Origin of the sequence: Sphingobacterium siyangense (genome assembly GCF_023277505.1) — a bacterium.
Lineage (GTDB): Bacteria > Bacteroidota > Bacteroidia > Sphingobacteriales > Sphingobacteriaceae > Sphingobacterium > Sphingobacterium siyangense.
The window spans coordinates 2,396,519-2,410,751 of the sequence record NZ_CP080574.1 but is presented as its reverse complement, the minus strand read 5'-3'; the positions used below and the strand labels follow the sequence as shown (position 1 = coordinate 2,410,751).

Sequence of the window (14,233 nt, the reverse complement as noted above, 5' to 3'; positions counted from 1 at the left end):
ATGAAAAATGCTATTGCTGTTACTGGAATGGGCATGATTACCGCCATTGGAAATGATGTCGCGCAAAACTATCATTCTTTGCTCCAGAAACAGCATGGTATCAAACCGCTTCAACATATCTCGGGAAAACATCAACATCACACGCTTGTTGGTGAAGTGTCGTTAACGAACGAAGCATTAATTGAAAAATTAGGTACTGAAGTACCCGCCTTTTGTTCCCGAACCAGCCTACTTGCCGCAATTGCTGCAAAAGAAGCCATGTCTCAGGCTGGTATTACAGCAGCAGCTGATATGCCAATTGTTCTAGGGACTTCCGTTGCGGGAATGGATATTTTTGAACAACATTTCCCGCATTTACAACAGACCGGCACACTCATACAACGCCGGGATGTTGGGGATTCAAGTGCCATATTGGCCAAAATATTGGGCAGCAATGGCTATGTGACGGCTATTAGTACAGCATGTTCCTCGGCAGCTAATGCCATAGGCTTTGGGGCTCGACTTTTGCGCTCGGGACGCGCAGATCGGGTTTTAGTAGGCGGATCGGATGCGCTATCAAAATTTACAATCAATGGATTTGACAGCTTAATGCTCCTGTCCGACCAACTTAATCGCCCCTTTGACAGCAATAGAAAGGGGTTAAACTTGGGTGAAGGTGCAGGTTTTTTAGTACTTGAATCTACAAGATCCTTAAAAAACACAAAGAAACCCATATTAGGTTACCTGAACGCTTTTAGCAACGCTAATGATGCTTTTCATCAAACCTCAACTTCAGATAACGGTGAAGGTGCTTATCTCGCTATGCAAGAGGCTCTAAAAATGGCAGAGTTGATACCGAGCGAAATTGATTATATCAATGCGCACGGAACGGCGACCGAAAATAATGATCGAACAGAAGCAACAGCGATACAGCGATTATTTAACGATACGATACCGCCCTTTAGTTCAACCAAATCATATACTGGACACACATTGGGAGCTTCAGCCGGTATTGAGGCAATATATGCACTACTCGCCATTCAGCATCAACTGGCCTTTGCTAATTTAAGATTTGAAAATACCATGGAACAGCCAGCGTTTCCGCCGCTCGCTGAACATCAGCGTATGAATATCCGGCATGTACTCAGCAATTCCTTTGGATTTGGTGGCAATTGTTCAAGCTTAATTTTTTCGCATGCATAAAGTATATATTAATACCGCAAGCATATGCGTTAACAACCTTAGCCTAACAAATAGTCCAGAAAATTGGGCTAAGGTTGATCTGCCTAAAATAGACAGTAAGATCCTATCGCCCAACAGTGCAAGGCGAATGTCCAAAGCTGTAAAAATGGGAATTATATGCGCTATGGAAGTACTGCAACAGATTGATCGCAGTGAGCTGGACGGTATCCTCGTTGGAAGTGGAAAAGGCTGTCTAATAGACTCCGATAAATTCTTACAGTCCATTGTTGCTCAAGAAGAAGAGTTTTTATCACCGACTGCATTTATCCAGTCGACGCACAATACCGTTGCCGGTCAAATTGCCCTTTTAATCAAAAATACGGGTTATAATATGACCTATTCACAGGGCCGTGTATCATTTGAATCGACCGTATTTGATGCCTACCTACAACTTGTGCTGAACGAACGGAAAACTTTATTGGTCGGTGCCGTTGACGAGCTTTCAGACATCAGTATCGACATCAGCGAGAGCATAGCCAATACAACAGATCAACCGACAACAACAGGAATCCCGCGGACAGAAGGTGCCGGTTTCTTTATTTTCTCCAATCAAAAGAATCAACATACCCTTGGCGAATTGGTTGACATGGTAATTTATCATCCAACAGAAGAGCGACGGCCAGAAACCCAACTAGCTGCATTTCTTAAAAAAAACAAGCTATCTGCCGAGCAGCTTGACTTGGTCATTTATGGTTCGGCAAAGCCGGAAACCCCATCAGAAATGGAGGCTGAGGCCTTCAACGACTTAGCTAAAATAAACTATCAATCGCAGATAGGATACTTTGACACAGATGTTGTGTTTGCATTCGATTTCGCTTTAAAGCAATTGAATAATCAAACCTTTCGATCGATGGAGAGTCCAACTGGAAATAAGATCGGTGCTTTTCAACATATACTGATTTGTAATTTTGGAGACCAAAACAGTCTAATGCTGTTATCGAGATGCTAAATTTTAAAAACACAACATACGTGAGTCTTGCCCTTTTTCTGATGACGGTATTCATCTGGAAAAACGATCAACTGTATTCTCCTTTGATTATTGTGCTGATTCTGTATGTTGGAATAGTTTCCTGGGGAGCATTTGACCTCCGTCTAAATTTCTTTATGCAATCGACAACATGCGTAAGAAAAAATGTGCGGCAAGTTGCGATCACTTTTGATGACGGTCCTACGCCTTTTACCTTGGAAATACTAGACTTACTGGATCAATATCAAGCAAAAGCCAGTTTTTTTTGTATTGGCACACAGGTCGTCAAGTATCCCATGATAGCGAAGCAAATTATTGAAAGGGGCCATGTAATTGCCAATCATAGCATGAATCATCCCAATAAGATGGGGTTTCTGCCAAGCAGACAAGTTGTTGCAGAGATAAATGAAGCTAATCATGTCATTGAAACAGCAACAGGAAAAAAAGTATTGCTTTACAGGCCTCCATTTGGTGTCAGCAATCCACATATTGCAAAAGCATTGCACGATTGCAAGTTGAAATCCGTTGGTTGGAACATCCGCTCCTTGGATACTTTAAGTCTAACTGAAGATCAGATTTTTGCACGCATTGCAAAAAAACTAAGTCCCGGCAGTATTATTCTCTTACATGATACATCGGAGAAAACAGTACATGTCGTTAAAAGTTTATTAATAGCATTAAAGGTTAACAAATTAGAAGCCGTAAATTTGGAAGATTTCTTAAATCAAAAAGTATATGAAAACTAAGCTCATTCTACTCCTTGTTTCTGTATTTCACATTGCGCTGACCAAAGCACAAGAAACAGCTATGTCAAGCGCTGAAATAACTAGTTTTAAACAAACCGTCGTAGCGGAAGCACAAAAAATAAAAACCTTAAAAACAGATTTTGTCCAGTATAAGCACTTGGATTTTCTTTCTAAAGAGATTACGTCCAGTGGATCCATGTTATTGAAAAACCCAAACAAGCTGCTTTGGAAATACAATACACCGATCCAATATGGTATTCTTTTTAAAGACAATAAAGTATTGGTAAATGATCAAGGTAAAAAAAATAAGGTCGACCTTGGCAACAATAAAAAATTCGAGAAAATCAATAAAATGATTATTGGCAGCATCAGTGGAGATCTTTTTGCTGCCGACGACTTTACGATCACCTTTCACAAAAATCGAAATCAACGCATAGCGAAGCTTTCACCTAAAACAAAAGAGCTATCGGCTTATATTCAAACGATCGTATTGTATTTTAATGATCAACAATCTACAGTTTCGGAAGTCCAGTTGATAGAACCCTCTAAAGATTATACAAAAATAGTTTTCAAAAACAAGCAGATCAACCAACCAATCAGCGATGCGTTATTCAGTTTTTAGTCTGTTACTTTTAATTCTTCTGACAGGATGTAAGGTTTACTACCCAAATGGTAAACAAAACTATGGTGCAATCGACACTCTCGTTCAAAACCCCTATTTTGCCGGGTTAAATGAAGAGCGCTTATATCGGGCTACAATTCGCTTTTATGGAAAAGAGATGACAGGAATGTTTGTCGCCAAAAGAATCAGTCAGGACGATCATCGGATTGTACTTACCTCTGATCTTGGGAATACCTTATTTGATATAACGATTTCCAAAGACCAACATCTGGTCAATTATGTCATGCAAGATCTCGACAGAAAGATAATCCTTCACACCTTAGTGAGAGATTTCAGAGCTTTAACACAAACAACTTATAAAGCTGATTATCAAAACCTAATAGCCAGTCAATTTTTAAGTATCTATAACGGAAAACGATATTTTCTTAAGATAGATGACCAAGGAACCTTAACCAAAATCGAAATGGCATCCAAGTACAAAAGAGCTTTTGAAATTCAATTCAAACCAGATTCTTTGGGGAAACTTGACAGCTTTAATATAAAACATCGTGGTATCAAGCTAAAAATGGATTTTGTAAATATTCCATTTTAAGCGACATGATACATAAGGCTAGCTATAAAAAAATAAACAAAGCCGTATTTCCGCTATAGTAAGTTCTTCAATTACTTTTATTATGCTCCGCTATTATATTGCATATAAAAGGTAATTTATCTAAGTTTGAAACATGGTTTTAGCAGACTTTTATACGATACACAATAGTCAGGTGCGTGAAGATGGGAAATATTTGATGGAGATAGGTATTCATCCCGATCATCCGATTTTTAACGGGCATTTTCCAGGGCGACCAGTAACACCAGGTGTATGTATGTTACAGATCATAAAAAATATAACCGAAGATTTACTGCAGACAAAACTCCGTATGCGGTCTGCCAAAAACATTCGTTTTTATGCCATTATAGATCCTTCCGTTCATCCCATCCTAACATTGGAATTGGCGGTTCAAGAAACCGAAACCATACAGATCAAGGCCAATTGTTCTTTCGATGATACCCTTGCACTTAAAATGGAACTCAATTTTAGCCGCACTTATCCTGTTGTATAACCATGATCAATTCGCCAAACTTCAGCCAATCTATTATTCCTACAGCTGTATGTGTACTTATCCCCACCTACAACAATGCTAAAACGCTAAAAAGAGTTTTAGATGGGGTTTTGGCCTATACCACACAGGTTATTGTAGTCAATGATGGTTCGACGGATGCAACAGCAGAGATTTTAGCAAATTACCCTTCCATTACAGTGCTGCACCTGGAAAAGAATTCAGGTAAGGGCAAAGCTTTACGAATAGGGTTTGATACGGCAAGAAAACAGGGGTTTCAGTATGCAATCACCATCGATTCGGATGGGCAACATTTTCCCGATGACATTCCAACTTTTATAGACGCACTCAACCCAAGTGACGGAAATATTTTATTGATTGGTGAGCGCCAAATGGACCAAGCCGGTATACCAAAAAAGAGCAGTTTCGGTAATAAGTTTTCCAATTTTTGGTTTTGGTTTGAAACAGGGATAAAACTTGCTGACACGCAATCAGGATACAGACTCTACCCTCTTGACCGCATACCTAAAAAACTATATACCAATAAATTCGAGCTAGAAATTGAAGTAATTGTACGCTCAGCATGGAAAGACATTGTCGTGAAGAATGTACCGATCAAGATACTTTACGATCCGACAGAGCGAGTTTCGCATTTTAGACCATTTAAGGACTTCACACGAATTAGCATCCTTAACACCTTCTTAGTTTTGATTAGTCTACTCTATATATTTCCAAGAAACGCTTTTCGAAGTTTCAAAAAAAAAAGCTTTAAAGATTTTCTAAAAGAAGATATTCTGGGAACGCACGATTCAGATTTTATTAAATCCATTTCGATTGCATTGGGTGTGTTTATTGGGATTGCCCCCTTATGGGGATTTCAGTCTTTTTTATCAATTTTTCTCGCCTCTGTCTTTAGGCTTAATAAAGGTCTTTGTTTTGCCTTTTCGAATGTCAGTATCCCCCCTATGATCCCATTGATTATTTGGGGGTCGATACAAACAGGAAAGTTATTTATATCCAGTGCCAAACCTTTGTTGGATTATAGCCACATCGATTTTCAAGCTATATCCGAACATTTTTTACAATATGTACTGGGTAGTCTCGCTTTGGCTTTAGTGGCAGCAGTCCTGTTTGGACTTTCCTCTTTTACACTATTGCGGTTTAATCAACGACGTTAATATGCAGCATTATTTTTATCAGCTTTATCTATTTTTCAAGAAGAAACCTTATATCGCCTGGTTAGTTGCCCTGCTCTTTTTGGTCGCAACAGGATATTTCGCGCTAAAACTAAAATTTGAAGAAGATATTACACGGATTATACCTCAAAATGAACGGACAAATGAGGTTGCCAAAATATTGACCCAACTTAAATTTTCGGATAAAATAAGTGTCATTATTGAACGGGAAAAAGATGCTTCAATTGACGATATGGTTGAAATGGCTAATTCCTTTTCCGATAGCATCGTATCGCTTGCCCCCTACTATCATAGTATACAAGGGCAAATTAGTGATGCGGAAATGGAAAGTACCCTGCAGTTTGTTTACCAGCATTTGCCGACATTATTGGACGAGAACGATTACAAAACCATAGCAAGCCACCTGCCAAGTGATAGCATAGCACAAGTAGTTGAAGCCAATTATGCTGCATTAATTTCGCCTACGAGTATCGTTGCAAAATCTTTTATACAACGGGATCCCCTAGGGATTGGCTTTATGGCGCTTAAAAAATTCCAAAAGCTCAGTATTGCCGGCGATTTTCAACTTTACAATGGCTACATTATTACAAAAGATTCAAGCAAGCTGTTGTTGTTTATTAATCCCAAATATTCAGGCTCGGAAACAGCGCATAATGCGATTTTCGTCGACAGGCTTGACAAAATGAAAAATGAGTTAAACAAGGTCTACTTAAAAAAAACCAAACTCAGCTACTTCGGATCATCTTTGGTTGCTGTCGCCAATGCAAAGCAAATCAAAACAGATATCCAAACGACCATCCTTATTTCGATGAGTTTATTGATGCTTATTTTGATTCTCTTTTACAAGAAAGTGCAAATTCCGGTCATCATCTTTATTCCCTCACTTTTTGGGGCTTTACTAGCACTCGCATTTCTTTACTTTCTGCGGGGTACAATATCTGCTATTTCAATCTCCATTGCTGCAGTATTAATTGGCATTACCATAGACTATGCGCTGCATATCATGACGCATTTCAAGCAAACCCAGGATATAAAACACCTCTATAAAGAAATCACTAAGCCAATATTGATGAGTGCGGGCACTACAGCGGTATCTTTTCTTTGCCTGCTCTTCGTCAATTCGGAGGCCTTAAAAGATTTGGGAATATTTGCGTTCATTGCCATCCTGTTCTCGGGAATATTCTCTTTGATTCTTATCCCGCATATCTATAAACCGAATATAAAAACCTCGGATGATAAAAACCATCTCATCGATCGGATTTCCGCATTCAGTTTTGAACGGAATAAACCCTTACAAATATTCAGCTACCTATTGTTAATAGTGAGCTTGTTTACTTTTTGGAAAGTCGGATTCAACAAAGATTTATCTGCACTAAATTTCTTCCCAAAAGAACTGCAAGAAGCCGAATACAAACTTGAAAATTCAGCACAACAACAAAATAAGTCGCTATTTCTGATAAACTATGGTAACAATATCGACCAGGTTCTTTCGGCTAATTCTGTATTGTATAGCAGATTACAACAAGATACAGGTATGATCGCTATCAATTCCATTGGTGAAATTGTCCTATCGAAAAAGGATCAGGAGGCGAAAATTGCCCAGTGGAATTCCTTTTGGACAGATGTCCGTAAAATGGAAATCCGCGAGAATCTTATCCGTTCTAGTGCTGCTTTTGGTTTCAAACCAACTGCTTATCAAGCTTTCTTCTCCCTTTTGGATCAAAAATTTTCGAGCGTCACATGGGATGATTATCAGAAACTCAACAATGGAATATTGAGCGAGTATATCAGTTCCAAAGATGGCTTTTTCACCGCAAATACCATTGTAAAAACGGCAGAAGGAAACCGGGAAAAATTGATGAAGCAGTTCAATAATGGCAGTATCGCTGTCATTGATCGCAAAGAAATGAATGAAACCTTTTTGGGACAGCTGGTCAATGACTTCAATACCTTGGTCAATTATAGCTTTGTAGCCATATTTGTTATTCTTTGGTTGTCATTTCGCCGCATCGAGCTGACATTGATCAGCATGGTACCTATTGTGTTAACAGGTTTGGTTACGGGGGGCCTCATGGGCCTGTTTCACCTCGAATTTAATATTTTCAGTACCATTGTCTGCACACTTGTATTCAGTCACGGTGTAGACTTTGCCATATTTATGACCGCAGCCCTGCAAAAAGAATACAGTACCGGTAAAGATGAAATGCCTACGTACCGCACGTCTATTCTGCTTGCCGTATTAACGACAATTTTAGCCATCGGTGCCTTAATTTTCGCTAAACACCCGGCATTAAGGTCCATTTCAGCAGTTTCCCTACTCGGTGTTACAGCAGCAGTTTTAAACACTTTTGTTCTTTATCCGCTCGTTTTTAGGTTTGTATTTCGCCGCAGGCCTTCCAAAGGCTTATCTCCGCTTAGTTTGCGTCTGCGCTTGATTTCAGCGTTTTCGTTCAGTTACTATATCATCGGAAGTATGCTTTCAGGCCTTCTCTTTAGTTTGATCTCTAATAGAGCTTGGATGACACGCGTAATGTCTCGTTTTGGAGACTCTGTATTGAAGTCCAACCCTTTTGTCAAGAAACAGCAATTCAACCCGCACGACGAAGACTTCAAAAAACCCGCGATTATTATAGCCAATCACAATTCGTTATTAGATACACTTCTTATTGGGCGTTTATTGCCAAAGTGCGTATTTGTTACGAACGAATGGGTCTATAAATCACCGGTCTTTGGCCGTGTGGTTAGGCGTGCAGGTTTTTTAATGCTCGACGACGATTTAGAAAAATCGAAAAACATCTTAAAGCAACGTATCGATGCAGGGTATTCGATTGCTATTTTTCCGGAAGGAACACGATCGGCAACAAATGATGTACAACGGTTCCACAAAGGCGCATTCTATATTGCCGAACAGCTGCGGTTAGATATCCTCCCTATTTATATACACGGTGCTGCCGACGTTTGTCCAAAAGGAGATTTTGTCATTTATGATGGAACGCTCAGTACAGTCATAGGCGAAAGAATTCGACCTACCGACCAACAGTTTGGGGATAATTATTCTGCACGCTGTAAAACGATCAGTCGATTATTCAAACAACAGTTCGCTGAAATCAGAAAGCAATTTGAGGGTCCGACTTACTTTAGAGAAAAAATAAGCTTAAACTATCGGTATAAAGAAACGGAAATCGAAAAATTAAGCCTAAATGATTTTGACCTTCATCAGGAGTCTTATGCAACCTGGAATAATTTCATTGCAGCAAATGCAAAAATTTTGCATATTGGAAACGATTTTGGTCATATTGATTTTTTGTTGACCTTGCAACAGGCACAGCGACATATAGAAAGCTATATCCGTGATCCTGAAAAACGTGCTATTGCGGGTAATACGTATCTAAAGCATAAACGTAAATTGACTTATCTAAATCAGCTGACCGAAACCACATTACGTTTCGATGTACTGATCTGGGGCAGCAACGATGAAAAGGTTGAAATCAGCGATTCGATACATACTATTGTTTGTTATGATTTCATAGAAAAGCCGCATTACATTGGTTTTGAAGAAGTATTTAAAGATCAATACAGTTGCGTATTAAAAAGAAGAACGAATGGATAAAGTCTACGATAGCGTCATCATTGGTTCAGGGCTAGGAGGCCTTGTTACCGCAGTTCTCCTTGCTAAATTTGGACGCAAAGTATGTGTCGTTGAAAAAAACAATCAATATGGGGGTAATTTACAAACTTTTGTGCGGGATAAAGAGATCTTAGACACCGGTGTTCATTACATTGGCGGCTTGGGTGAAGGCGAAAATCTGTATAAATATTTCGACTATCTTGGGATTATGAAAGATCTTTCAATCCAGCGCATGGGCGTTGATGAATATGATCGAATTTCATTTGAAGGAAACCCCATCAATTACCCGCATGCGCAGGGCTATGCAAATTTTATCAATCAGCTACTGCATCATTTCCCAGCAGAAAAACAAGCGCTTACAAGTTACTGCGAAAAAATACAGGAAATTTGCAACTCTTTTCCGATGTATAACCTTCGCAAGAGTTTCGGTTTTAATGAAAGCGTTCTTGGTATCTCATTAAAATCATTTTTAGATGAGCTCACCGATAACGAACTCCTTAAGGCTGTACTTGTCGGTTCGAACTTCCTTTATGTTGCAAAAGCAGAAAGTACACCACTCTATGTACATGCGCTTACCATAAACTCCTATATTCAGTCCGCTTGGCGTTGTATAAACGGCGGTAGCCAAATTGCCAAGTTATTGATCCGCCAATTGCGTAAATATGGTGGTGACATCATCAAAAATAAAGAAGTCATTGCTGTAGAAATGGACGATCAGCTGATCAAAGCAGTACGCACCGATGACCAGCAGCTGATTTATGCAAAGGAGTTTGTTTCGAATATCAATCTCCGGCATACCTTTGCCATGCTGCCTGAAAGATTTCAAAAGCAAGCTTATGTCAAGCGTATACAAGGCTTACCGTTGAGCCCTTCGGTTTTTTCCGTTTACATAGTTTGTAAAGAAGGTTATATCCCCTATCAAAATTATAATATTTACCATTATAAAAACATCGCTTCCGTTTGGTATAATCAGGAGCAATCTCCCTTAGTCGTTTCCATGAGCTGTAACAGCGAAAATCAACGCTATTGTAGCACGATGACCGTGATGTGTTATATGACTGCGGACGAAGTGCAACAGTGGAATGAGACTTTCAATCGGTCCATTATCCAGCAGTTAAGTAGCCGTGGTGAAAAGTATGAAGCCTTTAAAGCTGCGAAGGCTGCAGAAATTATCGAAGAACTCCAACACTTGTTTCCGAATATTAAAGCTGCCGCTCAATCTGTTCACACGTCCAGTCCATTAAGCTACCGTGATTTTATCGGGGCCGAGGAAGGTAATATGTATGGCTATTTGAAAGAATACAAGCATCCGTTGAATAGCTTAATTTCCACGAAGACAAAAGTTAAGAATTTGTTTCTGACAGGTCAAAATGTCAAGATGCACGGTGTATTGGGGGTTACAATTACAGCCTTCTCCTGTTGCTTAATGATGCTTGGAAAAGAATTTGAAGATGATCTATTTAAAGAGAATGATGAAAAAGTATTGGTTGGCGATTTGGATAGCATCACTATTTAGCTCTTGTGCGCTAAATGGCGCCCTGAAAGAAAAAGCTAAATTCGACCAGCAGGCGATTCCGACATTAAGGTTGGCCGACTCTACGGACAATTATCTCAGTATAGACAGTAACTTCCTATTTCATAACGCACAAGGTTTATGGGAACTCTACGTCAGCGGTAACCCGATGGAACTTGGATTAAAAACGGGTATACTGACACAATCGCTTTATGCCTACCAAGAGAAGGCTTTCTTTTCTAAAATTCAAGAGTTTATCCCTTCTCAGCGCAAGCAGAAATGGATGATGAAATTGACTAAAGTCTATAATCGAAACATCCATAAATATATCCCGATAGCGTATAGAAAAGAGATTTTTGGATTGTCACGGTATGCTTCTCCTCGCTACGACTCCCTTATGGATCCCTATCAGCGGAATCTTTTTCTTCATGGCGCCCATGACTTGGGTCATGCTTTCCAGGACCTCGCTTTGGTTGGCTGTTCTTCCTTAGCAGCATGGGGACCAAAGTCTGCAGATGGCGAGCTCATTATCGGGCGAAATTTTGACTTTTATGCGGGCGACGATTTTAGTCACAACAAATTAATCACTATTGTGAAACCCGATTCTGGTTATTCCTTTCTTTCTGTAGGCTGGGCAGGCATGATTGGTGTCGTCTCCGGCATGAACAGTGCTGGCCTGACAGTTACACTCAATGCAGGAAAATCGTCTATTCCCTGGGCCGCAAAAACGCCTATATCTATTGTTGCTCGAGAAATACTCCAATATGCCCGAAATTTTAAGGAAGCCATCGCCATTGCAAAAAAACATCCTATTTTTATTTCAGAATCACTTATGATCGGGTCTGCAGATGAAGACCGTGCCATCTTAATTGAGATGTCTCCACATAAATTTGCTGTTTTTGAATCAGACAATGCAAATTACCTGCTATGCACAAATCATTTTCAGAGCAGTACCTATCAATCCGATAAGCGCAATCAAAAACAGATTGAAGAAAGCCACAGTGTTTATCGACACCAACTGCTGACAGAGCAGTTGCAACAGCAGGATAAGCTTACTGCCCCTAAAGTTGCGGCTATACTAAGAGATCGCAATGGATTAAAAAATAAGGAAATAGGCTATGGCAATGAAAAGGCCTTAAATCAGCTCTTGGCTCATCATGGCGTCATTTTTCAACCAAAAAAACGCCTTGTATGGATCTCAGCCAACCCCTATCAGCTTGGGGAATTTGTCTGTTATGATTTAAATAAAATCTTCGACAACAAGGCACATCAGCCTGCTTCTACATTGGCCAATACAGCATTGAATATTCCCCAAGATACATTTTTGAATAGTAAAGCCTACCGCGATTATGAGGATTACCGTAAACGAGATCGAATAATAGACCATAAACTGAAGTCTGACCAAGAAATTACTGAATCGGAATGGCAGGAATATCAAAAACTCAATCCCCTGTTTTGGGCAGTCTATTACAAGAGAGGAACATATTATTTTGAGCGAAAGCGCTATGACGAAGCACTAAAGCAATTGCAACAGGCCGACTCCTGCGAAGTGACCACTTTGGTTGACCGCAAAAACATTGCTTCATATATTCATAAAATTGAGAAGAAAGGAGATAATCGATGATCCCAACGATAGAACAAGCCAGTCTTGAAGAAATAACCCATTATCAAGATGAAAAGCTAAGATATGTTTTAAACTATTTGAATACACATTCAACTTACTACAAAAGTCTTTTTCAACGTGAAGGAGTTGACTTACAACGCATCCGCGGTGTTCAGGATCTCCCCCTTCTGCCGACGACTTCCAAAGAACAGCTGCAGCAGTTTAACTGGGATTTTCTGTGCGTCCCCGAAGAGGAGATTGTCGACTTCTCCACAACTTCCGGTACACTGGGGACACCTGTTGTATTTGGATTAACAGACGCGGACCTGGAGCGTCTCGCTTATAATGAGATGATTTCGTTCCAACGGGTAGGTATTAAAAAAGGCGACCGGGTACAAATTATGACGACCCTGGATCGTCGTTTTATGGCGGGATTAGCTTACTTTCTTGGACTCCGTAAAATTGGAGCCGGAATACTACGTATTGGCGCTGGCATACCACAAATGCAATGGGATTCAATCCAGCAGTTTAAACCCAAATTTCTTGTTGTCGTCCCCTCCTTCCTGCTCAAAATGATTGCTTATGCAGAAGAACACAACATCGACTACAACAGCAGCTCTGTAAAGGTCGCCATTTGTATCGGTGAAAATCTTAGAACCGCTGAACTGCAGGACAACCAACTGGCAAAACGAATTCATGAAAAATGGAATATTGCCCTCTACTCCACTTATGCTTCCACCGAAATGAGCTCAGCATTCACAGAATGTGAAGCTTTTGCCGGTGGTCACCAACATCCAGCATTAATCATTACTGAAATATTGGACGATAATGACCATCCTGTATCCGATGGTCAACTGGGAGAATTAGTTGTCACAACCTTAGGAATAGAGGCTATGCCCGTTTTGCGCTATAAAACTGGCGATATGGTCAGACGACATACTGGCCCTTGCACATGTGGTCGGAACTCCTATAGAATAGGCCCTGTTGAAGGCCGAAAACAGCAGATGATTAAGTATAAGGGTACGACGCTGTTTCCCCCGGCTATGTTTGATGTATTGGCCAGCTACACCGCAATTGAACATTATCAGATCGAGATCTCCAGCACTGCAGTCGGTACAGACGACATTCGGATTCTAATATCCTCCAAACAACAAAACAGCGCATTATTAAAAGAAATCAAAGATAGTTTTCAGGCGAAACTGCGCGTAATTCCCAATGTGGAGTTCGAACGCGAAGAAATTTTGATCAGCCGGATTTATAATCCGCTCAGCAGAAAACCCATTTATCTGGTGGATAAAAGGGAATAGTAAGTAGCTTACAATACTATCAACCAGATGCTATGCATTCATATACAAATCATTAGCCCACGAATAAAAAAATAGGGAATTAGCGAATGTTAAACATAAAAATGCTGTCGACAAAAGGCATTAAAAATAGTCTGCTAAAAGATTGAATTTTATCGCAAAGATTATTTGTAAGATCTAGAAAATAGTATATCTTTGCGACAGGTCCCCGTAGTTCAATGGATAGAATTTCAGATTCCGGTTCTGACGATATGAGTTCGAATCTCGTCGGGGACACATTTAAAAATAAACCCCACTTTAAATTAATTTAAAGTAGGGTTTATTTTTAAATTT

11 protein-coding genes and 1 tRNA gene are annotated in these 14,233 nt (G+C 39.8%); all 12 read left to right on the top strand.

Annotated features, from left to right (window positions below; translation table 11 throughout):
- The 12 genes from K2F45_RS09685 to K2F45_RS09630 all read left to right on the top strand — a co-directional run bounded on the left by K2F45_RS09685 (position 1) and on the right by K2F45_RS09630 (position 14,176).
- Positions 1-1,182, top strand: coding sequence for a beta-ketoacyl-[acyl-carrier-protein] synthase family protein (locus K2F45_RS09685; RefSeq protein WP_075991964.1), 1,182 nt, complete (start codon positions 1-3; stop codon positions 1,180-1,182).
- The gene (locus tag K2F45_RS09680) at positions 1,175-2,170 is read left to right on the top strand and encodes a beta-ketoacyl synthase chain length factor (RefSeq protein WP_248933410.1); all 996 of its coding nucleotides are present in this window, start codon (positions 1,175-1,177) and stop codon (positions 2,168-2,170) included. Before K2F45_RS09685 ends, K2F45_RS09680 begins: the two co-directional genes overlap by 8 nt.
- On the top strand, positions 2,164-2,934 hold the full coding sequence (locus K2F45_RS09675) for a polysaccharide deacetylase family protein (protein ID WP_075991962.1): 771 nt from the start codon (positions 2,164-2,166) through the stop codon (positions 2,932-2,934). The genes K2F45_RS09680 and K2F45_RS09675 overlap by 7 nt, the downstream gene beginning before the upstream one ends.
- The gene (gene lolA2, locus K2F45_RS09670) at positions 2,924-3,556 is read left to right on the top strand and encodes a flexirubin biosynthesis/transport protein LolA2 (RefSeq protein WP_075991961.1); all 633 of its coding nucleotides are present in this window, start codon (positions 2,924-2,926) and stop codon (positions 3,554-3,556) included. The genes K2F45_RS09675 and lolA2 overlap by 11 nt, the downstream gene beginning before the upstream one ends.
- On the top strand, positions 3,537-4,148 hold the full coding sequence (lolB2, locus tag K2F45_RS09665; protein ID WP_248933409.1) for a flexirubin biosynthesis protein LolB2: 612 nt from the start codon (positions 3,537-3,539) through the stop codon (positions 4,146-4,148). Before lolA2 ends, lolB2 begins: the two co-directional genes overlap by 20 nt.
- 133 nt (positions 4,149-4,281) lie before the next feature.
- Entirely contained in the window at positions 4,282-4,659 is a 378-nt protein-coding gene (locus tag K2F45_RS09660) for an ApeI family dehydratase (RefSeq protein ID WP_248933408.1), read from the top strand.
- 2 nt (positions 4,660-4,661) lie between these two features.
- The gene (locus K2F45_RS09655) at positions 4,662-5,834 is read left to right on the top strand and encodes a DUF2062 domain-containing protein (RefSeq protein ID WP_248933407.1); all 1,173 of its coding nucleotides are present in this window, start codon (positions 4,662-4,664) and stop codon (positions 5,832-5,834) included.
- Position 5,835: 1 nt separating this feature from the next.
- Positions 5,836-9,462: a 1-acyl-sn-glycerol-3-phosphate acyltransferase gene (locus K2F45_RS09650; protein WP_248933406.1), complete on the top strand. Its 3,627-nt coding sequence runs from the start codon at positions 5,836-5,838 to the stop codon at positions 9,460-9,462.
- Positions 9,455-10,996, top strand: a complete 1,542-nt coding sequence (locus K2F45_RS09645) for a phytoene desaturase family protein (RefSeq protein ID WP_075991958.1) — start codon at positions 9,455-9,457, stop codon at positions 10,994-10,996. The genes K2F45_RS09650 and K2F45_RS09645 overlap by 8 nt, the downstream gene beginning before the upstream one ends.
- The gene (locus K2F45_RS09640) at positions 10,950-12,617 is read left to right on the top strand and encodes a C45 family autoproteolytic acyltransferase/hydrolase (protein WP_216640459.1); all 1,668 of its coding nucleotides are present in this window, start codon (positions 10,950-10,952) and stop codon (positions 12,615-12,617) included. The genes K2F45_RS09645 and K2F45_RS09640 overlap by 47 nt, the downstream gene beginning before the upstream one ends.
- Positions 12,614-13,903 carry a flexirubin biosynthesis putative acyl-CoA ligase FlxY gene (gene flxY / locus K2F45_RS09635; protein ID WP_248933405.1) on the top strand — a complete coding sequence of 430 codons (1,290 nt, stop codon included), beginning with the start codon at positions 12,614-12,616 and terminating at the stop codon, positions 13,901-13,903. The genes K2F45_RS09640 and flxY overlap by 4 nt, the downstream gene beginning before the upstream one ends.
- 201 nt (positions 13,904-14,104) lie before the next feature.
- Positions 14,105-14,176, top strand: a tRNA-Arg gene (locus K2F45_RS09630).
- The last annotated feature ends 57 nt before the right edge of the window (positions 14,177-14,233 follow it).

Bases quoted from the DNA above. Each gene is read 5' to 3' on its own strand.
- flxY (WP_248933405.1), top strand. From the start codon at position 12,614: ATGATCCCAACGATAGAACAAGCCAGTCTTGAAGAAATAACCCATTAT.
- K2F45_RS09685 (WP_075991964.1), top strand. From the start codon at position 1: ATGAAAAATGCTATTGCTGTTACTGGAATGGGCATGATTACCGCCATT.
- K2F45_RS09655 (WP_248933407.1), top strand. From the start codon at position 4,662: ATGATCAATTCGCCAAACTTCAGCCAATCTATTATTCCTACAGCTGTA.
- K2F45_RS09660 (WP_248933408.1), top strand. From the start codon at position 4,282: ATGGTTTTAGCAGACTTTTATACGATACACAATAGTCAGGTGCGTGAA.
- K2F45_RS09640 (WP_216640459.1), top strand. From the start codon at position 10,950: ATGATGAAAAAGTATTGGTTGGCGATTTGGATAGCATCACTATTTAGC.
- lolB2 (WP_248933409.1), top strand. From the start codon at position 3,537: ATGCGTTATTCAGTTTTTAGTCTGTTACTTTTAATTCTTCTGACAGGA.
- K2F45_RS09650 (WP_248933406.1), top strand. From the start codon at position 5,836: ATGCAGCATTATTTTTATCAGCTTTATCTATTTTTCAAGAAGAAACCT.
- K2F45_RS09675 (WP_075991962.1), top strand. From the start codon at position 2,164: ATGCTAAATTTTAAAAACACAACATACGTGAGTCTTGCCCTTTTTCTG.
- lolA2 (WP_075991961.1), top strand. From the start codon at position 2,924: ATGAAAACTAAGCTCATTCTACTCCTTGTTTCTGTATTTCACATTGCG.
- K2F45_RS09680 (WP_248933410.1), top strand. From the start codon at position 1,175: ATGCATAAAGTATATATTAATACCGCAAGCATATGCGTTAACAACCTT.
- K2F45_RS09645 (WP_075991958.1), top strand. From the start codon at position 9,455: ATGGATAAAGTCTACGATAGCGTCATCATTGGTTCAGGGCTAGGAGGC.